General features: G+C 51.1%; 27 protein-coding genes and 1 pseudogene. 6 read left to right on the plus strand and 22 right to left on the minus strand.

Features of this window, described 5'->3' with window-relative positions; translation table 11 throughout:
- Nucleotides 1–5 precede the first annotated feature (5 nt).
- A pseudogene (locus K429_RS28785) lies at nucleotides 6–2,864 on the minus strand (SusC/RagA family TonB-linked outer membrane protein); the annotation flags it as partial.
- Between the two features lie 241 nt (nucleotides 2,865–3,105).
- On the opposite strand from K429_RS28785, the gene K429_RS30315 reads away from it, so the two are divergent.
- On the plus strand, nucleotides 3,106–3,594 hold the full coding sequence (locus tag K429_RS30315) for a hypothetical protein (RefSeq protein WP_155923421.1): 489 nt from the start codon (nucleotides 3,106–3,108) through the stop codon (nucleotides 3,592–3,594).
- Nucleotides 3,595–3,651: 57 nt separating this feature from the next.
- Here the strand turns inward: K429_RS30315 and K429_RS0115310 are convergent, their stop codons facing one another.
- From K429_RS0115310 to K429_RS0115340, 7 genes are all read right to left on the minus strand, one after another.
- Nucleotides 3,652–5,112 (minus strand): OmpA family protein, encoded by a 1,461-nt coding sequence (locus K429_RS0115310; RefSeq protein WP_026367480.1) that lies wholly within the window; start codon nucleotides 5,110–5,112, stop codon nucleotides 3,652–3,654.
- A 53-nt stretch (nucleotides 5,113–5,165) separates the two neighbouring features.
- Nucleotides 5,166–6,623, minus strand: coding sequence for a MobV family relaxase (gene mobV, locus K429_RS0115315; protein WP_026367481.1), 1,458 nt, complete (start codon nucleotides 6,621–6,623; stop codon nucleotides 5,166–5,168).
- A gap of 218 nt (nucleotides 6,624–6,841) precedes the next feature.
- Entirely contained in the window at nucleotides 6,842–7,687 is an 846-nt protein-coding gene (locus K429_RS0115320) for a MarR family transcriptional regulator (protein ID WP_026367482.1), read from the minus strand.
- Between the two features lie 23 nt (nucleotides 7,688–7,710).
- Nucleotides 7,711–8,268, minus strand: a complete 558-nt coding sequence (locus tag K429_RS0115325) for a hypothetical protein (protein WP_026367483.1) — start codon at nucleotides 8,266–8,268, stop codon at nucleotides 7,711–7,713.
- The gene (locus tag K429_RS0115330) at nucleotides 8,265–8,660 is read right to left on the minus strand and encodes a hypothetical protein (protein WP_026367484.1); all 396 of its coding nucleotides are present in this window, start codon (nucleotides 8,658–8,660) and stop codon (nucleotides 8,265–8,267) included. The genes K429_RS0115325 and K429_RS0115330 overlap by 4 nt, the downstream gene beginning before the upstream one ends.
- An 11-nt stretch (nucleotides 8,661–8,671) precedes the next feature.
- The gene (locus tag K429_RS0115335) at nucleotides 8,672–9,124 is read right to left on the minus strand and encodes a hypothetical protein (protein ID WP_026367485.1); all 453 of its coding nucleotides are present in this window, start codon (nucleotides 9,122–9,124) and stop codon (nucleotides 8,672–8,674) included.
- A 12-nt stretch (nucleotides 9,125–9,136) separates the two neighbouring features.
- Nucleotides 9,137–10,186, minus strand: coding sequence for a hypothetical protein (locus tag K429_RS0115340; RefSeq protein ID WP_026367486.1), 1,050 nt, complete (start codon nucleotides 10,184–10,186; stop codon nucleotides 9,137–9,139).
- A gap of 237 nt (nucleotides 10,187–10,423) precedes the next feature.
- On the opposite strand from K429_RS0115340, the gene K429_RS0115345 reads away from it, so the two are divergent.
- Complete coding sequence (locus K429_RS0115345; RefSeq protein ID WP_026367487.1) at nucleotides 10,424–11,068, plus strand: recombinase family protein; 645 nt, start codon at nucleotides 10,424–10,426, stop codon at nucleotides 11,066–11,068.
- 363 nt (nucleotides 11,069–11,431) lie between these two features.
- Here K429_RS0115345 and K429_RS0115355 read toward each other — a convergent pair whose 3' ends face one another.
- The 6 genes from K429_RS0115355 to K429_RS0115385 all read right to left on the minus strand — a co-directional run bounded on the left by K429_RS0115355 (nucleotide 11,432) and on the right by K429_RS0115385 (nucleotide 16,318).
- A complete protein-coding gene (locus K429_RS0115355) occupies nucleotides 11,432–12,112 on the minus strand; it encodes a hypothetical protein (protein ID WP_026367488.1) in 681 nt (226 codons plus the stop codon).
- A gap of 459 nt (nucleotides 12,113–12,571) precedes the next feature.
- Nucleotides 12,572–12,826 (minus strand): LPD11 domain-containing protein, encoded by a 255-nt coding sequence (locus K429_RS0115365; RefSeq protein WP_026367490.1) that lies wholly within the window; start codon nucleotides 12,824–12,826, stop codon nucleotides 12,572–12,574.
- A 433-nt stretch (nucleotides 12,827–13,259) separates the two neighbouring features.
- A complete protein-coding gene (locus K429_RS0115370) occupies nucleotides 13,260–13,685 on the minus strand; it encodes a hypothetical protein (protein WP_026367491.1) in 426 nt (141 codons plus the stop codon).
- A 444-nt stretch (nucleotides 13,686–14,129) separates the two neighbouring features.
- Complete coding sequence (locus K429_RS0115375) at nucleotides 14,130–15,395, minus strand: PcfJ domain-containing protein (protein ID WP_026367492.1); 1,266 nt, start codon at nucleotides 15,393–15,395, stop codon at nucleotides 14,130–14,132.
- 2 nt (nucleotides 15,396–15,397) lie between these two features.
- The gene (locus K429_RS0115380) at nucleotides 15,398–15,814 is read right to left on the minus strand and encodes a PcfK-like family protein (protein ID WP_026367493.1); all 417 of its coding nucleotides are present in this window, start codon (nucleotides 15,812–15,814) and stop codon (nucleotides 15,398–15,400) included.
- A gap of 18 nt (nucleotides 15,815–15,832) precedes the next feature.
- Nucleotides 15,833–16,318 carry a hypothetical protein gene (locus tag K429_RS0115385; protein ID WP_026367494.1) on the minus strand — a complete coding sequence of 162 codons (486 nt, stop codon included), beginning with the start codon at nucleotides 16,316–16,318 and terminating at the stop codon, nucleotides 15,833–15,835.
- Nucleotides 16,319–16,456: 138 nt separating this feature from the next.
- Here K429_RS0115385 and K429_RS30690 point away from each other — a divergent pair, with 138 nt between their 5' ends.
- A complete protein-coding gene (locus tag K429_RS30690) occupies nucleotides 16,457–16,675 on the plus strand; it encodes a hypothetical protein (protein WP_052340660.1) in 219 nt (72 codons plus the stop codon).
- Between the two features lie 138 nt (nucleotides 16,676–16,813).
- Here K429_RS30690 and K429_RS31285 read toward each other — a convergent pair whose 3' ends face one another.
- The 3 genes from K429_RS31285 to K429_RS0115420 form a co-directional block, all read right to left on the minus strand.
- Entirely contained in the window at nucleotides 16,814–17,902 is a 1,089-nt protein-coding gene (locus K429_RS31285; protein WP_369796084.1) for a hypothetical protein, read from the minus strand.
- Between the two features lie 365 nt (nucleotides 17,903–18,267).
- Nucleotides 18,268–18,582 carry a hypothetical protein gene (locus K429_RS0115410; RefSeq protein ID WP_026367495.1) on the minus strand — a complete coding sequence of 105 codons (315 nt, stop codon included), beginning with the start codon at nucleotides 18,580–18,582 and terminating at the stop codon, nucleotides 18,268–18,270.
- Nucleotides 18,583–18,970: 388 nt separating this feature from the next.
- Nucleotides 18,971–19,348, minus strand: a complete 378-nt coding sequence (locus K429_RS0115420) for a single-stranded DNA-binding protein (RefSeq protein WP_026367497.1) — start codon at nucleotides 19,346–19,348, stop codon at nucleotides 18,971–18,973.
- 309 nt (nucleotides 19,349–19,657) lie between these two features.
- On the opposite strand from K429_RS0115420, the gene K429_RS29960 reads away from it, so the two are divergent.
- Complete coding sequence (locus tag K429_RS29960; RefSeq protein ID WP_081750891.1) at nucleotides 19,658–19,948, plus strand: hypothetical protein; 291 nt, start codon at nucleotides 19,658–19,660, stop codon at nucleotides 19,946–19,948.
- Between the two features lie 106 nt (nucleotides 19,949–20,054).
- On the opposite strand, the gene K429_RS0115430 is transcribed toward K429_RS29960, so the two are convergent.
- A complete protein-coding gene (locus tag K429_RS0115430) occupies nucleotides 20,055–20,357 on the minus strand; it encodes a hypothetical protein (protein ID WP_026367498.1) in 303 nt (100 codons plus the stop codon).
- 77 nt (nucleotides 20,358–20,434) lie between these two features.
- Here K429_RS0115430 and K429_RS29965 point away from each other — a divergent pair, with 77 nt between their 5' ends.
- Complete coding sequence (locus tag K429_RS29965) at nucleotides 20,435–20,689, plus strand: hypothetical protein (protein WP_231501865.1); 255 nt, start codon at nucleotides 20,435–20,437, stop codon at nucleotides 20,687–20,689.
- A gap of 71 nt (nucleotides 20,690–20,760) precedes the next feature.
- On the opposite strand, the gene K429_RS0115440 is transcribed toward K429_RS29965, so the two are convergent.
- From K429_RS0115440 to K429_RS0115455, 4 genes are read right to left on the minus strand one after another with little or no spacing between them, the layout of a single operon-like run.
- Nucleotides 20,761–21,018: a hypothetical protein gene (locus tag K429_RS0115440; RefSeq protein WP_026367499.1), complete on the minus strand. Its 258-nt coding sequence runs from the start codon at nucleotides 21,016–21,018 to the stop codon at nucleotides 20,761–20,763.
- Nucleotides 21,019–21,031: 13 nt separating this feature from the next.
- Nucleotides 21,032–21,361, minus strand: a complete 330-nt coding sequence (locus tag K429_RS0115445) for a hypothetical protein (RefSeq protein WP_026367500.1) — start codon at nucleotides 21,359–21,361, stop codon at nucleotides 21,032–21,034.
- An 11-nt stretch (nucleotides 21,362–21,372) separates the two neighbouring features.
- Entirely contained in the window at nucleotides 21,373–21,549 is a 177-nt protein-coding gene (locus K429_RS0115450) for a hypothetical protein (RefSeq protein ID WP_026367501.1), read from the minus strand.
- An 18-nt stretch (nucleotides 21,550–21,567) separates the two neighbouring features.
- Complete coding sequence (locus tag K429_RS0115455) at nucleotides 21,568–21,861, minus strand: hypothetical protein (RefSeq protein WP_026367502.1); 294 nt, start codon at nucleotides 21,859–21,861, stop codon at nucleotides 21,568–21,570.
- A 72-nt stretch (nucleotides 21,862–21,933) separates the two neighbouring features.
- Here K429_RS0115455 and K429_RS0115460 point away from each other — a divergent pair, with 72 nt between their 5' ends.
- Nucleotides 21,934–22,170: a hypothetical protein gene (locus tag K429_RS0115460; RefSeq protein WP_026367503.1), complete on the plus strand. Its 237-nt coding sequence runs from the start codon at nucleotides 21,934–21,936 to the stop codon at nucleotides 22,168–22,170.
- Nucleotides 22,171–22,310: the final 140 nt, after the last annotated feature.

Consider the following 22,310-nt stretch of genomic DNA (forward strand, 5'->3'; position numbering starts at 1 on the left):
CCGTGTTAGAAAGTTATGTCAAGACCGAACGTAAACTGGCGGGCCATCGGATACTGTGCCATGTAGATGTTGCCCACACCTTCCGGATCGATTCCGGAGAACTTGGTGAAGGTCAGAAGATTCTGTGCCTGCGCGTAGATACGGGCGGACTGGAATATACGCGTGTGCCGGAGCCACTCCTTCGGGAAGGAATAGCTCAACGAGAGGTTTTTCAGACGCAGGAACGAGGCATCTTCCAGCAGGCGGTCGTCGAACTCGGTGTAGACGCCGTGACGCGGAATGCTGGTCTGGTCGCCGGGCTTCTGCCAACGATCAAGCAGACGCCTCGACTGGTTGTAAGAGGTGAAACGGCCGTTCGATTCGTTGAAATAGCGGTCATTGCTGATCATCCAGCGGTCGGCCACCCACGAGAACTGCGCCGAAAGGGTGAACCCCCTCCAAGTCAGGTTCGTACCGAAACCACCCTGCCAAGGGGCGTGGTAGCTCTTGCCCGTGAGCACCTTGTCCGAATCCTTCAACTCGGTCGTGAGGTTACCGTCGCGGTCATACCAGAGAGCGTCGCCATTGGCAGGGTTTACGCCGGCGAAGCGGTTGAGATAGAACTCTCCCGAGTCGTGCCCGACGACCAGTTTGGTGCTGGTATTGGCGCGTTCATACTCCGTGACGCCGTTGTAGAGTTCCGTAATCTTGTTTTTATTATAGGAGATGTTGGCGTTTACCGACCAGTTCAGATTCTCCCGGGCAATGAGCACGCCCGCAAGGTTCAACTCGACACCGCGGTTGACCATTGTTCCGACGTTGTCCCAACGATAGCCGAAGCCCGTATCCGCATACGATTGCGGTACTTCCATGAGCAGGTCCGATGTCTGCTTGTTGTAGAACTCGATATCGGCCGTCAGGCGGTTCCAGAAACCCAAATGCAGGGCGAAGTTGGAAGTCCATGTAGTCTCCCAGCTGAGTTGTTCGTTTCCGGGCTGCGAGAGCAGCGTACCGGCCGAACCATTGTAGTTCATGCCGCCGCTGACAAGGGCGAGGTGTTCGTAATTGGGAATCGAGGAGTTGCCGGCCGTACCCGTCGAGAGCGATACCTGGGCGTTAGTCAGCCAGTCCTGTGCGTTTTTCAGAAAGGACTCGTTGCGCAGATTCCACATGAAACCTACCGAGCCGAACTGTCCCCAGCGATTACCGGCACCAAAGCGCGACGAAGCATCGGCACGCAGCGAAGCCTCGATGAAGAAGCGGCTGTCGTAGTTGTACTCGGCGCGTCCGAAGAAGGAGAGGTAACCATAGTCGGAATCTGTCACGTCGTTCCATGAAGTGACACGCGTACCGGTCGAGATGTTGGTCAGCTTGTTGTTGTTCTGACCCTCGGCGAGCAGCGAGAAGGCCTCGTAGTGGTAGGTTACGCCCTCCTGACCCACCAACACATTGAACGAGTGTTTTTGACCGACGTCGAAGCGGTAGTTCACTGTATTGGTGATTTGCAGCTGCACACCGTCCGTCGAACTGCGTGAAGCCGTTCCCTCGCCCAGATTGGGCGCATACTCGGGATAGGATTTGGCATATCCGGTCGTATGGGAGTAATCCACGCTGGCCTGCGACTTGACGGTCAGGCCGTCGGTAATCGTCGCCTCGGCGAAGATATTCGACATGAGTTTGTATTTCTTATAGGTGCGGGGATTGTTGGCCAGCCATTCCAGCGGATTCACGCCCGTTCCGTTCCAGCTGCCGTCCCCACTCGATGCGAGTGAACCGTCCGGACGGTAGGGATTCCAGTAAGGGAGCATGAACTGGGCGGCCGAGATAGGCGTCACCACCGAAGCCGAGCCTTCGTCAGCCTGTTCGATTTCCTGATAGTTGAGCATTGTGTTGGTCCCGATTTTAAGCCACTTGGCGGCACGCTGTTCCAGATTCACACGCGTCGAATAGCGTTCGAACATCGAACCTACGGCCGTACCGTCCTGGCTGTAATAACCACCCGAAACGTAATAGTTGGTCTTCTCGTTCGCTCCTGAAATCGAGAGTTCGTAGTTTTGCAACATTGCGGCGCTGTTGAAAACTTCGTCGAGCCAGTTTACATCGGTTTTACTTAGAAGGTTGTAGTCCTGACCGCTGGTCATGCCGATCTGCTGCTCGTATTGGATACGCTCGGCGGTATTCATCATGTCCCAGTTGCCGTATGCAAGCTGCGAGAAACCGAGCTGCATCCGATAGTTAATCATCGGACGCGCGTCTCTTCGGCCACGCTTGGTCGTGATGACGATCACGCCGTTTGCGGCACGCGCCCCATAAATAGAAGTAGAGGCGGCATCCTTGAGTACCGAAAGAGACTCGATGTCGGCAGGATTGATGGCGTTGAAATCGGATGCCGAAATGGCCACTCCGTCGAGAATGTAGAGCGGAGCCGTTCCCGAATTGATTGAATTCGTGCCGCGAATCACCATCGAGGACGAAGCGCTGGGCTCACCGCTGGTCGACAGGACGGTAAGACCCGGAACCTGACCTTGGAGAGCCTGGTCGAAAGCGGCTGTCGGCGTGTTTTCGATTTTCTCGGCCTTGACCGTGGAAATGGACCCCGCCACCGAGCTTTTCTTGCGGACACCGTAGGCGATGACAACGACCTCTTCGACAACCTGCGGATCGCCGACCATGGCCACGTTGTGGGTGATGTCGGATGTTCCGCCTGGAACGACGAATTCGACACTCTTGTAACCGAGGTATTGGTACAACAGAGTCGTTCCGGCGGTTGTGGAGATACTGTACGTACCGTCGTGTCGCGAAGTAACACCATTGGTCGCACCCGAGACGATACTGACGCCAATCAAAGGCGTATTGTCTTCGGACGCCGTAATTAATCCGCTGACTGTTACCTTTTCTCCTTTATCTTTCGTACCCTGGGCACATGCCGTTTTTTGAAGGGGGGGTACACATAATCAAGAAAAACAAGGAGAAGGCAGATAAAAGTTTGGGGGTTTGCATGAGTTAGTTTTGTTTTTCTGACTGCGCAAAAATATAAATAAAATGCTAAAATGTTTGATTTTTTGTTAAAAATATGCGCAATTACGTACTATTTCAACCGAAATCGGTGTTCAGGTTCATAAATTGTTGATTCGTTATCCCTGTCTTCCTATATGGTTCCGTAACCGGATCGACGAGGAAGAAGCCTACATGCAGCGGTATCTCGGAAACGAAATGACGATTCAAGCAGAAACAACGACGAAAAAGAAAATATACTGTCCGTTGCGGTCTGTATATTGTTCAGCCGTGCGGCATATACACCGAATACGAATCCGAAACGGTAGTACCTACAGTTTATCGGCAATTTCACAGAATATAAAACCAAAACAAGACCGGAAGAATAATCTTTCCAGTCTTGTCTTACAATACCTATCGAACCGTTTTCGTACAATGCTGCTCCAGCAGCTTGCCGATTTCGGCTTGAAGGTACAAAAAATTTCCACCGCCAATAATATAAGGTATCCGGTGGTTGTTCCGGCAGTTTTGGAACTACCCTTTACTGACACAGAAAATCGTGCAGGCTTTTTCTTTCGTCAGATAAACTCCATTGCCGATTGTCTGACAGTGGGGCGATAAGCGTATCGACGATTGGATTACACGAATGATATTGCGACGCAATTATTTATAGTGTGTTCAATAAACACCCGTAATACTCTCGGATTCGGAGAAGAACAACTCTACCTTCGTGTGCCGGTTGGCCTCGACGGGTGTATGGTCGGCAATTCCGCCTATGCCTGCCCTGATAAGCATTCCGGCCGACACTCCACGTCGTTCCAGTTCGGCGGCGATGAACTCCGCCCTCGCCCTGCTCAATGAATCATTGATGGCAGGCGTACCGGTCGAACTGTCGGCCGCTCCCGTAACCTTTACGGACAGATTGTATTTTTTCGCCACACGTGCCAGTTCGTCGAGGTTGAGCATCTGCGAGGCGTCGGTCAGACGGGATGTACCAAGGCTGAAAAAGAAATAGACGGGCGCACCGATACATTCGCCGCCGGCGTACATGAGGGCCGTGGAATCCGCTGCGAGGAGTTCGCCGTGTCCGGACTGCGCAGCCCGGAAAGGCGGATAGTTGTCAATCCGATTTCCGTTTCCAACCTGAAAGGCTGTCGTATCGAGGGGCGACGTGCCGTCCCAATACCTGTGCTTCAGTCTTGCACGAAGCGAGTTCAGCCCGCTGTAATTGTTCACGGGATAGGCCTTGCGTCCGTCGCCGTCCTCGCCGAACAGATGGCTGTATGTATCGAGCAAGCCCTCGATTTCCAGAATCTTCTTCAACTCGGCGAGCGTCCGGCGGTCCCGGTCGTGGCGGCCCGCATAACGCCGGTTCTCTTCCGAAAGGAAGCCCACATAATCGACGAGCCGTTCGTTCCGGAGGATATAGGGTGTCGCATCCACCGCACGCTTCCAGCCTGCCTTTCCGATATTGAACGCAAATCCGGCTGTCAGCGACAGCATGTGATCACCGAGACGGTTCGACCTGCCGTAGCCATCGAAGTCCTGAAAGGTGGTCGTACCTGACAGCTCCAGCGTGGCACTTACACGCCCGGAGATGCGGTACTGTCCCTGCACGCCGTAGGAGACCGCAAAGGGATTATGCCCGTTAGTGGCGTTGTGCAATAGTCCGACACCCGCGAAGGGTGCAAATCCCCAGCGTACCTGTTCCTGCCGGGCGTACCTGTGGCCAAGAATATTCCAGAGCAGATCCGCATGGATATGGTGGTAGTCCTGAGTGGACAATGTGCCATCCTTGAACTGCAATCCGCTGTAATGGATGCGTGCGCCGACAGAGGGCGTGAACCACTTGCCGACGGCAAGGCTGTACGAGGGTTTCACCCGTCCGAAGAGGTCTTCGCAACCGAGCGGCGTGCCGAGAAAGGCGGTCGCACCTCCCGCCACGCTGACAAACCAGTTGCCGGTCCGGGACATCGGGAGTACCACCCCGTCGAGATAGACGGGCTGCATGGGTTGAAGCAATTCCGCGACCTCATAGCGTGAGGCGCGTTGTACAGTGTCTTTCTGTACGGATTGTGCATTTGCCCGTATCTGCCATGTGCAGAGCAAGGCAATAATGAAAATAATTTGTTTCGTCATATTCCAATGTTTTTATCCGTTATACTTTTTTATTTACATAAGGTATGCGCCACTTACCGTTTGGGCTTCTTGCCGATGGCCGGGCGCATCATGCGGCTCGCCATCCTCATGCAGCGAAGCGCCCACGCGCGGTTGTCCTCGTCGTCATCACGCCCCCATTTGAGGTCGCTGCCGCCGCCTCCGCCGCCACGTGTTTCGGCAAACGTGGTGGCGTCATCGACCATTCCGAGGAACAGCATCGTCGCGCAGTGCATGACATCCGCGCCCCGTTCCGCGACGGACTCCATGAGCGAGCCGTCGAACCGCTGCCGCTGTGAATCGTCCATTTGTGCCGATGTGGAACGGAACTCGCCGACCATGCTTTCCAGCAGGACGTCTTTCAGCAGACTGTCCACCTTGGAATGTACATCGCGGGAGTACCGGTAGGCTTCCTCCTTGAGTTCCCCGGTGCGTTCCTTAATGGCGTCCATGTTCTCCTTGAGCTCGGTCAGTTGCCGGTCAGCCGTCTGTAACTTCTCCTGCTTGTCCGCCAGTTGACGGGTGATTTCTTGCAGCTCCTTTTCCTGCGCATGAACCCATATCTCCAGTTCCGCCGCACCGTCTTTGTTCGTAGCCAGTTCTTGTTCGGCTGCCGATAGAAGGGCCTCTTTTTCGGCTTTCGATTTTTCGAGGTTATCGACCATCGTCGTAAGTCCCCGAACCCTGCGCTCTGCCAGCCGGATGTCCGACCGAAGCTCGGAGAGAGCCTTCTGGTGACGGTCGATATTCTCCTCGATGGTCGTACACTCCTCGGAGAGCATACGGCGGTATTCTTCGGTTGTCCTGTGGCGTGCACCAGTTTCCAATATGCTCGTGCCCCGCGACATTCCCCACTTCGCATTGACCTCGGTGAAGAAGTCCGTATGGAACTGCTTCATCCTCGCGCTGTACTCGAACTTGTCCTTTCCGGCGAATATCTCCTTGTACGCAAAGCGGTCGTCCTTGATCGGCAGGAGCGTACAGTGGACGTGCGGGTTCAGTTCGTCGAGGTGTACAATGAAAGCGGCTATGTTCTGCTCGCCGTATCTGCCACTCACGAATGAATAGACATCCTTCGCCCATCGTTCTATGTCGCCCTTCCGTTTGATGCGGGCATTGTCCGCACCTTCTTTAAAGTCCACCTCCTGCGTGCCGAATGCGAGTTCGTGCATACGCTGTCGGGAACCGCCGAAGATGATATTGACCACCGTGCGGTATTTCGGCTCGACCAGCCCTTCGTTGGGGTCTTTGATACCCCGTCGATTCAGTATGTCCGCCATCCGCTGCGGAATGCTGCGGGTCGTGTCGATGGGACGTACCTTGCCCCCGGGCGCGATCTCGAAGTTCAAGTGTTTGCGCGTGGGATCGTAGTTGCCCTTAGTCATGGCGTATTTCTCCGCTTTTTTGCTGCGGTCGCGCAGATGTTCGTTGCTTTGCGCCGTGGTGATGCCTTTCGACACCCGAACATCAAGTACCTGTTTTTGATTTGCCATATCGTTTTCATGTTGTTTCGGACAATCCTCCGTGTCCCAGCTTGCTGCTTGTTCGGACACCCTTCCCACCGACGTCAGTCAGGTGGGGTATTAGGCTCCCCCTTCCCTTTGCTCGGTGGCAGGCGGGCAAGCCCGGATGCCTCCCTCTGACGGGCAGGATACCTGTACCGAAAGGGGGCGGATTGCTCGCGGTTATACAATCTGTTTCCATTGCCGACTCAATCCGCCATGTCCTGCGCTCTTGCCGCAAGCGACAAGAAGGGTTTGCGAAGCGATTTAAGGCGTTCTCCGGGTTCGTCCGTGTCATCCGCCGTCTCCGTCGCTCCGGTGTCGAACACGAGCCTCGCAAGGTCTTTCGCGACCTCGATGAAAGCGGACCATTCTTCGCCGAGTTCCCGGCAGAAAAACTCCACCAACGGCGAGGCGTCATCGAACCTCGATTTACGCAGGGTCTTTTGCAGGGCGGCATGGGCGATGCAACTCAAAGCTGTTTCCAGAATGTACGTCTCTTGGTTGCCGGTGTGTACGTTGGTCGTAGCGGAATGGTTGTCCGGACAATGGTGGTCTTCACATCCGGCAGTCGCGGCTATCGCTTGCCGTGCGAGTTGTCCGCACGCTGCGCCGACTTCGGCAGTGGCCGTTTTGCCGATTATCCAATCGGACAACACCTCCCGGAGCTGTCCGGCAAAGTCCGGCCTCTCCTGTACATCGTGCGGTTTTGCGGGCTGACCGGATTGCACGGTCATGGTGATGACGACGCTTTTGGCGAGCCGGATGCGTCGCAACAGTCCGAACGCCTCGATCGTATCCAAGAAGGAACGGACAGTGGCCCGGTGCCAATGCCATTCCGTGGCGAGGTCGGAAACGGTAACGTGGCACTGGTTGGGTTGCAGCTCGTAATCCTGCCTGCGTAAAAAGGGGGAAACGAAGCCTGACAGGGCTTTGTCCAACAGGTCGCAATAGGCTTCGGTTCGCGTCTTGCGTTCACCGACTTTCTCTTTGAGGTAATCGAATACTTCCCTGTCTGCCAATATGGAGAGAGGTGTCTTTTGCTTGTTATTCATTTTCATTCTGTTTTTAATGGTTACTATTGCGCGGATATGTCGGGGTTGCCGCTGTCCGCGTCATGCGGCAACTTTGCGTGATGATGGTCGTGATAACTTTCGGCCAGCAGTCGAGGGCGTTTCTCCCAATCGGGTACTCTGCTTCCGTCATTCCATTCGGTCATTACCCGAACAGAGGGATAGAAAAGGGCTGCCAGAAGAAGATAGGCGGCAGTTACAGCCGTCGTGTACAGATGCGGCACGAAGCCGATAGCCAATGTCGCCAGCGAGAGCGTGCCGAACACGCGTGGCCGGTCGCATGATGCCCGCAGCCACCGGTCCGCCCTTTTGAACGAGAACAGAACGGCACAGAGGGCGGTCGATGGCAGGATGCCGAACTCGCCGGGGTGTCCGACGGTATAGACGTAATGGAAGAGCAACAGCAGGATCAACAAGACCTGCATGTACAGCTTCCGGACTTTCGCGCTGCGCGTCATAGCGTCATAGAATGTTGCCATGAAGGGGCGGCGGCTCTTGTACAATGCCAGCGGCAAGGCGAAAGGCAGCGCACAGAAGAGCAGTTGTAGTATATTCCAAGTCATAGATAGTAGGGTTTTTCGCGTACTTGAATGGGCTGTATCACCAGTTCCAACCGGACAATGTTGTGCGTGGCCAACAGGATGACGGTCTCGGCATCCCTCGGCGAAAAGTACATCGCCGCTTTCTTGATACGCTGCCGGAACGCATGATCTTGCTTGCGGTAGGTAGCCAACGCCTTGTCCAGATCGTGCTCGGGAACCGTCCACGTCGTCCCCTGGGCGTATGCACCGTTCGCCTTGTAGGCCCGCAGCACCAGTGTACGGGCAACGACGTAGTCGATATGCCCGTTTCGTGTAATGGAGTACTCCTTGTAGAAATTGTCATCGACGACTTCTATCCAAGTCCGGTACATCCTGATCCAGTAGACCATCTGGCGGTACAGCGTGTTTCGCATAACGTGGGCGTTTATAGAAAGTTTATCAGAAGATCGTCCTTGTTCTTCTTGTACTTGAATGTGCCGCCTTTGGAATGAAGCTCCAAATCGAGGCACAGGTCGCCGTACATATGTTCGAGCGAGTCGTAGATGGTAACGAGGATGGTGTTCACCTTGCCGTCGGCATCCGTCTTGGCGTTCATCTTGAACATCTGCCCGAAAGCCGGGTTGGAATACGCGCAGGCACTGTGACCGAAATTGCCTGTCGTGGCGGGGATGTGGTGATAAAGGGTTATCAGCTCCATATCGTCCTCGAACATATCCATTACCTCTTCCAAATCGTAAGGGTCTCGCAACGGGAAGACAAGCAGGGCGTAGTCGCCGTAGAACTGCGGCGCTTCCATCGTCGTGACATCGAGCAACTGCGGCAGTTGCAGGGGGACGAACGTCATAAAGTCGTCGAAAAAATGTCGTAGCATATTCATGTTTTATGGTGATTATAGCGTGTGAATGAAAATCTCCATGAGCATTCCCGGTAACTCGTCCAGTCTTGCATTTTCCGACTGTAAGAGCCGGCTCAAGGTCTTGAATGCCGCCGGGGTCTGCGCCGCCATCCTGTCGAGCTGTTTCCTCTCCTCCTCGGAAAGCAGCGTCATGCAGAAGCCGTCCAGCGAGGCATAGGGCTGCACGAGCATCCAGATATAGGCTTGTGCCTGCGCAGGGGTCTTGACTTTCCTGTCGCGAACGTCGTCGAGGCAGGTGCGCATGTTCTGCAGCTGTCGGCGGTTGGTGCGCATGGCCAGAAAGAGCATCGCTTCCCGATAGGTAATCTCCTTGCGTTCGGCGGCAAGGAATAGCTGCGAGCAGCAGCGTTCGGTGTCGCGTGTAATATCCGCCGTGTTCTCTCCATCGAGGTCGTGCAGGTGAGTGAGGAACGTCCGGAAAAAGGCGTCTTCTTTCCCGATATATGCCGTCAGGTCGTCATGGCCGTGTATGCCGTCGCGTATGGTTTCGGAGAGGAACGCCCGGTATTTCGATAAGATCTGCTGCTTGCTGTCCCGGCTTGCAGGCCGGCTGTCCAGAGAAGCGAAAAACGGGCGGATGTCTTCGGCGGCACGGTGCAGCTCTTCGTCTTCGCCGTACGGCGAGAATTGCTCTTTGAATGCCAGGAGTTCCTGATAGGTGCGCGGTTTCGACAGGGTCAGGCGCGAGAACTCGATACGGATGGAATCATGCAACCGGGCGCACTCCCCGCGAAGGTCGGAGTGGGCAGGGTTGAGCGTGTCCCGTTGAAGCTGCATAAAAACAGAATCCTTCACGGTCTGCCACCGGCGGACGTGTTTCGTCAAGACCGTGAAAGAGGGATCGGTCTGCCGCCGTATATCGGACAGATACTCCCGGTAGGTTCCGGCGGGGTCGTCGAGAGTCTTGACCAGCGGTTTGCCGTTTTCGCCGCTACACGATGCCAATATGGATATGGCAAAAGAAGCGGCGCATATCCGTGATGAAAATAACGGATTTTTGAAGTATAATTTCACTGTTTTCATATTTCTATTTTCATATTCGACAGTGCAAATCTATATATAATTTTTAAGAGAATATCCGTCCTAAATCACATTTACGATAATTTTTACTATCATATTTAACGATATGATTATCAATGAAAACAAGTGAAAGAAAAAGGAAAGAAAAAGAGCGTGCGATAAAATTTCAGGTGAAATATGAAATCATATTCAAATGAAAATGCTATATTTGCACTTGTTATCAAAACGACGTATATTCGAATGGCAAAAGTAGGCTACCTATTCAGAACAGATAATGATGGTCTTGACGCGGACAGGGAATGGATGCGGCAGTATGGTTGTGTACACATCATAGAAGAGACCATCGAACATGAGACGCTTCGCCCCATGTGGAAGCAGCTAATGTCCAATCTCGGAAGGGGTGATGAGATTGTGGTGTCCAAATTCAGTGATGCCGTGCGCGGCCTGCGGGAATTGGCGGCGTTTGTCGAGTTGTGCCGGATCAAGGGGGTGCGCATCGTATCCATCCATGACCGGATAGACACGCGCAGTGAACTGTTTCCCGATACGACCGCAGCCGATGTATTATGGATAGTCGGGGCTTTGCCCGAGGAGATTGCCGCACTGCGCAAGTTTTCCGCCCATGTCGAAGAGCTGCAGCGGAACATCAAAGTTCCGGCAACACCGCAGATCGTATCCAAGACACGGCGTGACCAGACTATCGTGGATATGTATGTCAACGGGCATTCACTTGACGACATCTGGACTATCAGCGGTTTCCGTAGCAAAAGCTCGATCTGGCGCGTACTCAACCAATATGGGATAAAACTCGACCGCGGTCAGACCAGCGGTCCGCGCAATAAGCAGAAGCCGAAAGAGGATGAAGGGGACGGCGGCAACGTCTGAATGTAGAATATTGTTAATCAACCCCATATAATTTGTTTTATCGGCTGTTTTTTCGTATCTTTATATTGATAATCATATAAAAAGTAAGTCTATGGAAGATATTATCATTTTATTTTTGGTGTTCTGGGTCATCGGCAAGCTCCTGAAGGGGGTGTTCGGCGGTTTCAGCCAGAGCAGCTTCAGAGATGACAAGTAGGCCGCCGAAGGATGGGCTAATGCGGTAAAAGAGGCGTGGTACAAGAAGGTGTGAAGCTATAAAAGGAGTGGAACGGAGTAAAATATAAACGGGGATTCCAGCGATAAGAATCCAGAATACATCTGTTGCAGATGTATCCTGAATCCCTGCCGGACATTATGGGGTATTTAGGCTCTCCACCTGTACCCTTCGTCTGTCAGCTCGAAGTATTCATCCAATCCCGGTTTTACGAAAAACACGATTTCAAAGGCTTCGTTACTTCCACCTTCGGGGAATGTCATGTCGATTTCTCCGTTTCGGACAGTCCCTCTACCCACGTTGTAGCCGAGGTCTTCGTCTGCATAAGCATAATGAAACTCAATGTCCGGGAACATCTCGGAGAGTTTTTGAATAAGCCTTGGCACGCTACTCCAAGCGGTATCGAACCAAAGTACGTTCGGCTCTTCAAAATCCTGATGAAGGGCATTCCATTTTGTACCCCATGTGGCGATAGACCACTCGTACCAAGTGGGATAACCGTATTTTTCTCGGTTTTTCAGGTATGTCCTTCCAAGTTGTAACACTTCTTTCTTGGCTTTTTCCTCCTGACTTTCCACCCATTGAATGACTTTCAAGTCGTCCGGAGAATTGAATGGCTTGCGTTGCATCGCAATGATATACTGCATACCCAATTCTCCGCTACTGGACGCTTCTATCAGTAGTTCTTTGGGCATAGGGATAATGTTGTTGAAGTCGATGTAACAGGGCGTGCCGTCATCATAATTTTCTCCTTTTAAAAAATTCATTACGTTTTGTACGGCTTCTCTGTCTGCGTTTATTTCTAAACGGTTTGTTACATAATTAGGCATGACTTTTTTGATTAAATTGTTAAACTTGTTCTTTTTTCCCTCCTTGTCGGTTCTTGCCGGCTTGAACCGCGTTGGGATTTTATGGATGCGGTACAGGGCTGGCGAACAAGCCTTTTCCGGCGCTTTTCCCGGAAAATTACTCTTTCGCAGAAAGGAAGAATTTTACGAGGAATGCACTTCAAAGTGACGGAATCAGGCGCGACAGCCCACCTTTGCATCTGATAAAAACAGACCGGTGATGGCCATGAAGAACAGAGGGAGAAAGACGGAAGGCAGAGACGGGAGTAAAAAAGGGGCAGCCCCAGAGTGGCGGTAAAAAAGGGAATGGAGTAAATGATAAAAGGGGGGATCGCCAACCGGCAAGAAATATAAGAGGTAAGGCGCGTCTGGTACTTCGACTATTCAAATGCCGCAACGCATCCGTTTCAGGTGGTTACGGCATTTGAGTTTACGGGGGTATTACTTTTCGGTTACGCCCATTTCCCTGCTGTATTCTTTGATTTGTTCCATTGTCAGCCACTCGGGTTTTGCGTCTTCCCCGAAGCTGTCGTGGATTTTCGTCATGTACTCGATGTGCTCCGCTTCATTACCCGCCCACAAGCATCTGGGGGATCTGTTTCCATAACCGAGATAATACTCGCAATCGGACTGTAAACGGCCCAACAACATATATCTGAACCTTGAATCGTGCTGTAATACTTCTTCTACTGTCATACTCGTTTTCGTTTTAATTAGTTTTTTATTTTCCCTCCTTTTCGGTTCCTTTCGCTGCCAGAACCGCTTCGAGGTTTTACGGATGCGGTACACGGCTGTCGGCATAGCTTCATACGGCGGCTTTTCTTGCCAAATTACTCTTACGCAGGAAGGAAGAATTTTGCAAGAAATGCACTTCAAGCCGCCGGATCAAGCGCGACAGCAGACCTTTGCAGCCGACAAAACCCAACGGTGACGGCAGAGAGGAGACCGCAGGGGGTGCACCTATATAAAAGGAAGTTGGCTGTGCCGAGATATAAGAGCAGAGGGAAAGAGGGAGGTATAAAAGAGAGCCGCTGACGTTTCGGTAATTTATAAATGGAAACCGCGCCTTTCGCCGATGGCGTTATCAGGAGCGCAATCCCCTTTATGGCTTACTGGAGTTATCCATGTCTTAAAGGGAGGAAGGCAATAAATCGCTCATCTGTCTTTCCGGCTGGCTACAAAATCCCCTGATTACCGTATTGCCGTTTATGCCTTCAAGTTTCGTGAACATTTGTAACGTGTCAAATCCCCTGTCGAACTGCTCCATGCTGACAGCGGGGGCAAAATGGATAATTCCTCGTGGATAGTTTCTCGAAACGCCAATCCACCCGCGCAGATAATCATCGAAGCGTCCTTCCGCTTTTGAGGCAAAGAACTCTTGTGCATGGGAGCTGCAAATGCTTTTACCGTACATTTCGTCTCCCAAAATTAAAATTCCGGCCTGCGGATTATACATAAAACGCCGGTTGGCTATTTGAAGAATATCTATGATTTCCCGTTTGACGTTGATAACCATCAGGATTTTTTCAATACGTTTTTTTGTACGTTTAGCCATTTCGTGAATTTCTTGTTTTTATGTGAGACTTCTGCTTTTCCCTCTCTTCCGGAAGCCTTTCGACTTCGCCCGAAGGGGGTGTTTTCATGTGCGAGACCCAACGGGGGTTACAAGAACGACGGCAAGGAACCGGCAATGAAATTTTATGAAACACCGCAATCCGCGATGGCGGAAAGCTGTCGTAAAATTTCATTTCAGGTAGCGACAACGGTACTTGAACCGCGTTCGTCCACCGTACCTTTGCACACGGAAACAGCCCTGCGGCGATTGCCGGGGCAAAAAGAGGAATGATGCTTCCCGTCCGTATAAGGGGAATGCAGAATGATGTTATAACAGGATGTGCTTGGACGAAGCCAAGTCTTAAAAAGGCAAGCCGGCGGCGTAACCGTCCATCAGCCGCCCGCCTGTTCAGGCAAGCGGCTGACGATTATCGGCTATACCCGGTTATGCGGCCATACGCTTGCGAATGAGGGATACATTCTTCCGCACGAGCTTGATAATCCGGTCATGGTACTCCGTATTCCGATTGCACGCTCCTCTCGACTGCAACACTTTGAATGTTTCGAGGCTCAACTCTACGGTTTCCACCCGTTTGTCCTCTATCCTTGCGGACAATACCAACGTGTCGGGCTTGAGATAATATTCGCGTTCTCCGACGCAATGATGCAGGGCATTTCCCTCTTCGTAATAAGCTATCACGCTGTCCAACACACGCACGACTATCGTACCGTCCGTAAATTCCAGTCCGAAGAATTTGCCTTTCATCTCCCGGAAACGGGTTTCGTTCTCCATTGCTCTTTTCATGTGCTCCTTGCGTTTCTCCTGCTCGCGAAGAATACGCAGTTTTTCTTGATACCTGTCGTGCTCGGCGTGCAAATCTACGGGGCAGACATAGCAGGCGTTGTGTAAATCCTTGCCGCACCTGCCGAGCATACGCAGGTAATCGACCCATATTCCCATGTCCGCTATCCGGTATTTCTTTCGCAATACGATTTTGTAGGACGGCCAACAGAAATCCAAGTCGCGCGGGTTGTCGATGAAATGTTTGAGGTCTTTTTTCTGCCCGTTTTTGAGTATCGTTTCCACGCGGCTGTCCGACAGCAGGGCTTTCATCAGCTTTTGCGGTGCGATGTCGGCGAATGTCCCTTTCAGCCCGTTACGCCTTAATTTCGGGATAACCGTGTAGTTCGGACAGACGTAGCAATCGGCGATATGCTGATAAGCCTCGTTATCGTTCCGCAGTTCCAAATCAGACCAGTAGGAAAAGCTGTCCATGTAATAGCCCATTGTCCGCCTCAATGCCGTAACAGCGGTTTTCCCGTTTTCATTCATCCAGTACCTTACGACCTCACGCACTATGTTTTGTGCGGTTTTCCCTTTGCGGTAGTAGGCGTCCATTCTGAATATACGCTGCACCTGCAGCCCGTCTTGTACTGTGATAACGGAGAAATAACTCCGGCTGTCGGCTTTTCGACAAAGCGTGTCTTTGAGCTTCAAGCGTGCGTTGCAATTCGGGCAGTGGCAATGTTTCGCCTTTGTCTCGTTCCACTGGTGGCCGCAATCGAGGCAGGTCGTCCGTCCGCTCGGTGTCCGAAATGCGAAATGCTGGAGGGTATGCCGGAATGCCCATTCTTGCTGCCGTTCCGTGATAGGCAGTAACCGCTCGTTGGCGGCTACTACCTCGTGCTGAAATTTTGTCCGTGCTTTCATACTCAAAAATCAAAAAGAGAGGGTTCCGGCTGGTTGGTCTGTGTCTTGGCAGCGGGTTTGCTGTGGCGTTGTTGCATTTTGCGCATTTCTTCCTCCTGATAGGCTTTAATCGCGTCTTTTCTCGCCTGCGCCTTTTCTTCTTCGGTCAGTTCTACCTTGTGATTGACCACAATACCGCAACTGATGGATTTGCCTACGTCGATGTTGTCTTCATCGTAGTAGTGGATGGCGAGCGACCATACTTCGTCGTCGGTCATACCGCAACAGCCGCTGGCTTTTACCTGATTGAGAATGAACGTGATGCAGTCGTCCAAATTTTTGTTCTCTTTGGCATACGACACGGCGAAAAGTTCGTCTGTCTGCGCCCTGCCGTCCAAATACCTCTTGATTGTCTCCTTAAAATGCTCTGTTCCTTTCATCGTATTGGGATTTTGAGATTAGAAGTGATAGTCGATGACACCGCCGATGTAGAGCAGCGTGCCGGGTTCAAATTCGCATACCTGCCGCAGGAACTCGTAGGATTGCTCGGCATAGGACTGTAAGCCCTCTTCGTCCAGATAGAACCAGTAGGCGGTGTCGAGTGGGTTTTTCAGGAACTTTTCGAGTTGATAGACCGGGCCAATCCAGTCCTGCACGCTGTCGGGGGTAACGGCTTCCGCCTTGCGTCGAATGTCGGCGACGAAATCCGCTCTCCATTGTTCCGCTCCGCCGTTGTAGCGTATGGTATCGTCGGAGATAAGCTCGAACATACCTTTGGGGAGGATATGATTGACCAGATACTCGATATGCTCCTTTCGCTGCTCGTCGTCAATCTCGGCGCAATAGTCGAAGAAGCTGCCGTCGCCCTGTGCGAGGGTGTCCTCGTTCAGGTAGTTGTCCTTGTTTACCCGTGTTTTGGTGATTTGAAAAATCTTGCTGTGCATAACCGTAATTTTTAATTTGTTGAACTTTTTTCTTTCCCTCTTCTGGAAGCTCTTTCGGCTTCCCTGTCGGGATTGATTTTACATGCAGGTCAAACAGCGGGGAAAGGACGGAAAGGCAAGTAAACCGTCAGGGATTTCATGGAATACCCAACCCTGCAGGCAATGCCGGAAGGGGGACTGAAAGGACATCTTCGATTTGGGAAGGCTGCCGTGCAAATCCATGAGCCGGTTAGCACGGCGGTACTTGATGACCGGACGACCGCTGTACCTTTGCATGGGAAAATTCAACCGACAGGAAGTGCCGACAGCACGATAAGAGAACGGGGATATAAAGGGAGTGGCCGACGGCATGTATAAAGGCGTGGAGTGCGGCTTAAAAAAGGAGGGGCTTGCAGTATGGAGTACAACATGCAGGCGAGATATAAAGACTCCCGAAACCTGCCTTACAGGTTCGGGAGCTTGGTTTGGCATGTGGGGAGTATTCTCCGCCGGGCATTAACGCATGTCGTGCGTATGCTTGTGAAAATACTCTTGCAGGGATTGATAGCGGTCCCGGACAGCCGCATTTTCATTGAACCCGTTCAGGCAATGAAGCAGTGCTTTTTCGAGCGTGGTGTACCGACGGCTGAAAGACTGTATGTTATCCAAGCAATAGGCGTTCAAAGCATATTTGAACGGTGCGAGGTTTGCTGGCTCTTTCCGAATCTGGACATGCCACAGGAAGTATAACTGAATTGTGAAGCTGTCGGATTCGCCTGCCTTCATCAGGTGTTCTTCATCGAGCAACCGTCGAACAAGTTCCGGGGTAAGCCGGCAATCGTCCATCCGGTAATACTTGCGTTCCGCCGTATGGTAGCCTGCAAACTGTTCGATGTCTTGTTCCGTCAGCCGGTATTCTTCCGGATAGAATAGCCGTACTTCATCTTCCGTAACAACGATTTTCTCTTCTCCGAACTGGTATTCATACGTCTTTACGGCAGGATAAAGCACGTTCGTGTTGCCGTCATTCACGATTTTGAATTTGTCAATGCAGCAGTGGGCGTGCTGCTCTTCTTTTTGCCATTGATCCACCCGTTCACTTACCTGTTCTTCGGTTTCGACGGGTTGCCCGAACACTTTTCCGAGCCACTCGAATACGGTCGAGAGTTCGACGAAATACTCCAGCATGAACTCGTTTTGAGGCGTGGAGAGTTCGACACGGTACTTTTCCGGGAAATATTTGTCTTCGTTGTCGTTGGTCTCATAAATGGCCATGCCCGGCTCTTCCATCCGATAGAAACAGCGGATGGATGGAAATTTCTTGCAGACCCAATCGAATGTTTCTGTACATGGCGCCCATGCCGTTTCCGTGGTAAACCTTAACGTGTCGCCAACCCGTTCGAGACTGTTCCAATCCCCTCGACAGTTTATCTTCTTCCAATTACCGCCCAAAGCGTCCACAAGACACCCCAGCCATGTCGTTCCGAATCCGTTTTCCACGGACGGTTCTTTTCGCTCTTGCAGTCCTTTCATCAGTTTGTAGAGTTTTTCCACTTCTTTTGCGTTTCCTTCAATGACATACGCAGTTGAACACCAATTTGGCATAATCGTAAATTTTAATTCGTTGAACATTTTTTTCTTTCCCCTCCGATACATCCGGTACCGGAAGGCTGATTATTTTTCTGCCCGCAAGATTGGCGGTCGGTCCGGGCAAGGATGATGCGGCAAATACGCTCTCCGATGGGGCGGAGAGGAAGATTTTCCGCAGCAAGCGAAAGTGGTACTTGACAGGACGGGGAACCGGCAATCGAACTTTGCAGAGAAAATAACCGGGCTTGCGGGATTAAGGAATATGGGGGATAACCGGCATGGGTTATAAGAGGGGCTGGGATTCTAAAAAAGGGGAATCGGCGCAAAGAGCAGCCGACAGAAGCCGGCTCTCTATGCTTTTCCGAGTTACTTCGACGCGTTTAGTCGGTTACGTCGTAATAATAGCTTAACTCGTCATCTTTCAGATACTCCCTTGCATATTGACTGGCTTGTGCCCAAAGGGTATTATACAATGTCGCAATTTCCGGCCTTGTTTCATAATACTGCCATATCTTATGGTTAAGCACTAAAACCAGTTCCGTGAGATACTTGTAGTTCTCTTTCCACTCCTTAAAAGCACGGTTGAAAGTGTCCTGTACCGCCGAAAGACCAAATCGGTCAGCAATGGAAAAATCACTCCAAAAGGTTGTTTGCAACTCGTAACCGTTCTCTGCCATAAATTCTCTGAATGTCATATCGCTTCAAATTTTAAGATTGATTTTTATTTTCCCTCCGATACGTCCTGTACCGGAAGGCTGATTATTTTTCTGCCCGCAGGATTGGCGGCCGGTCCGGGCAAGGATGATGCGGCAAATACGCTCTCCGATGGGGCGGAGAGGAAGATTTTCCGCAGCAAGCGAAAGCGGTACTTGACAGGACGGGGAACCGACAATCGAACTTTGCAGAGAAAATAACCGGGCTTGCGGGATAGGTGTTATAAGGAAAGCGGGTGTTGGCAGGCAAGGCATATAAAGGCAATCCGGGACGGCGGCAACCCGGTTATAAGAGTGCGATGCGCAGCAGACCGGCGATGAGCAAAACAAAAGCGACCCGAAGGCCGCTTTTGTCGTGATAAGGCAGGTGTTATTTCTTGCCTTTTCTCGCGGGTTTTGCCGGCTTTGCAGGAGCTTCCTCCTTTTCGACGGGCGGATAGAACTTGACAGCCGTCATCACGATGCGGTTGCGTTTCGTGCCGTTTTCACTCCACTCCTCGGGCTTGAAGTACCCCTCGACGGTGAGCATGGTGCCTTTGGTCAGGATGTCGAACGACCCGGTGTTCTCGTTCTTGCGCCAAGCCTCGATATTCATAAAGGCGGAAACGCGGGTGGTTTCCTCACCGTTCTTTTCCTGACGGCTTACGGCCAGAGGGAAACGTGCGACACTGGCGTTGGTGAACTGGCGGATTTCAGCGTCCTTGCCCAAGAATCCGGTTACTGCGAAGGTGTTTTCGATCTTTTTCATGTTGAATTGCTTTTAGAAGTTATAAATCATTTTTACGCTGCCTAAAAAGTAGGTGTCGTGAAAGGGATGCACCAAGGATAGCGCGTCAATACGCTTTATTTTTGGCCGCAGGCAAAACCGTGAGGCTCGATAAAGGAAGATTGAGGCAGCTACGCCATTGGTCAAGACCGAAAGGTCGATCCCGTCGGCACACTATCTTTGCATCGGAAAAATGATGATGGCTTCGGCAAAAAGCGATTATGAAAAAATCCGGAAACAAAGCGACCGGAGAGGATAAGGCTAAAGAGCAGATCCGCACATCGACACCCAATGGCGGCACGCCTGACCGGAAATCCGCAAAGAACGGGGAAGCCGAAGCGGCGTAACGGACAGCCTTGGATCGAGATTGCAGCAGACGGAACACACGTCCGCACCCAAAGGCTCGCCACCGCCAGAGGGACGCGCCGGTTAAGAGTGGAGAGGAACGGTGCTACCCATTGGTGGGCTGTCATTATCCGTCCCGGAAAGGGGGATGAGGCAAAAAAGGCAGAGGGGAAATGGCAAAATCCGGACTTGTCCGCAAAACGGCGGTTCGCCTTACGCGAATGGCTGGTTTTATAAAAGGAGGAGGCGCAGCCAAAAGAGAAAATATAAGAGGGAACCAGGCACGCCTGAAACCGGATAGAGACTCCGGGTTTCAGGTACAGCCGGTTTTCATGACAGAGGTCTATGTCTCTATCATGATGTTCCACTCGCCATTGGAGAATATACGAAAGCTCACATATTCACTTGCCAGCTCAAATGTCAGTATGCGGACATAGATTTTGTCTTTATCCTCCAACGAGTTTATTATCTCGTCGATTACTCCTTCGGGATAACGCCACCTTGAAGAAAAATCGACGTCGATACACTCGTCATACCAATCCACATTGCAGTCATCAAAATTCTCACTCATGAGTTCTGCCATTTTTTCAAGGTCTTTCTCGTTCTCCGTGCTTGCGAAAAGGAGATTGGTTGCGTAATTTGCCATTGTTCTAATTTGTTTGTGTTTATGTTTCTATTTCTCCCTCGTGTAGCATCAGCTACTTTCGGGCTTGATTGAAAATTATGTCGCTTCAAAAGGCAGCATGGCTTTCCATACAAGGTTTCACGGCCAAATACTACCTCTGCGAAACAGAGTGTGGAGATTTTGCCGTGAACCGTCAGGCTATGACCTTGTACAGGAAAGGCATGGCAAGTACCTTTGCGACACGATTTTCATCAGACAGACCGAAGTCGATATGCGAAGATGTGGAGGTACGGATGGTGTATAAGGGGCTGGTCTTACAAAAGGAGGTGGCGCAGCCAAAAGAGAAAGTATAAGAGAGAAACGGGCAAGGCTGAAACGGGTAAGTCCTGTCCCAGCCTGCCTATGTGCTTGTTTGCTGTTGTCATTAAAATTCCGTCATCATAATGCGGTAGTCGAATACTTTGGTTTTATCGCTCGGTCGTCTTTGGACTACCCAAAGATGATGTGCTCCGTAGCCGAAAGTGAAATATTCGTCAAGTGGTGTATTTTGTTGCAACCGTTCCATGCTGTTGCGCAATTCCGTTTCATTGCTTGAAAAGAGAATCGTGTTGATGATTCTGAAATAGAGGTCTGTTACCTCTTCACAGTAAGGGAAAAAACTGTGTTCAATCGTTACGTTCATGCTTCTTTGATTTTTATTGTACTTCGACTATATCTTCAATTCGACCATACAGGACGGAACGTAGTGCGGTCTTGTCGGTAGCGTAATACTCGGCAACATGCCCGTGCTGTTTCACGAAATACCGTTTGAGGACATCGGAGAAGTCGAAACGGTAGCCCATCAGAGCGATACCTCTTTTGAAATGGCAGCACTCTTTCACGCTTCGGGTGAGCCAGTTCTTTTCTTCACGGCTCAACTTGTCTCCGCTGTCAAGGCGCTCCCGCAAATTGTAAACTTTGCTGTCTTTCAGTTCCGCCAATTCGGGCACGTCCCATTGGACGAATTTAATTGCTATCTGTTTCATGGGTTCAATATTTAATCGTAGATAATCACTTCGTCTCGGTATTCGACGATTTCCTTTCCACTGGTGAGGCGGACAATGACCTTGTTGCCATAATCACCGACAATAGTCCCCTCCGTGTAACCTTTGTAAGGTGTGAGCAATGTACAGGACAAACCGATAATTTCGCTTTCTTCTTCGTATTCGTACATAGTCGTATGATTTTAAGGTTATAGTTTAATGTCCCATTTGCCATGGGAGAAGATTCTGAAGCTCACATATTCGTCTTCAAGCTCGTGGGTCAGAATCCTGATATAGATTTCATCTTTGGCTTCCAACGATTCTACCAACTTGTTGATTTCTTCTTCCGGGTACTCCCAACGGGAGGTAAATTCCGCATCTACACTGTCGATTTGCCGATTGACATAGGCATTGAAAACGTCATCCAAGAAAGTTTCTATCTTGTCGAGGTCTGTTCGGTTTTCCGTTCTTGCGTAGAAAATGTTTGTTGCACAGTTCGCCATACTACTTAATTTTTGAGTTTTTTACTTTCCCTCTTGTAGCATTTCAGCTACTTTCGGGCTTGATTGAAAATTATGTCGCCTCAAAAGGTGGCATGGCTCTTTATGCAAGGTTTTCAGACCAAATACTACCTCCGCAAAGCGGAGCGTGGAGATTTTGTCGGGAACCGTCAGGCTGCGACCTTGCATACAAGAAAGACATGGCAAGTACCTTTGCGACACAATTCTCATCAGGCAGACCGGAAGTTGATATGCGAAGATGTGGAAGTACGCCCGGTATGGGTGGTGTGTAAAGGAGGAGCTATGGAGTAAAAAAGGGATTGCAGCGAAAAGAGAAAATACGCAGTGGACTTGTCTTCTCTTTTGGCTGTACGGTTAAAATAGGGAATGGTACAAAATAGCACGAAAATCCAGTTTAGTTTAGTTTGTTAGCTTTATATATACGCTAAACT

Origin of the sequence: Bacteroides sp. 14(A) (genome assembly GCF_000526555.1) — a bacterium.
GTDB lineage: Bacteria > Bacteroidota > Bacteroidia > Bacteroidales > Bacteroidaceae > Bacteroides > Bacteroides cellulosilyticus.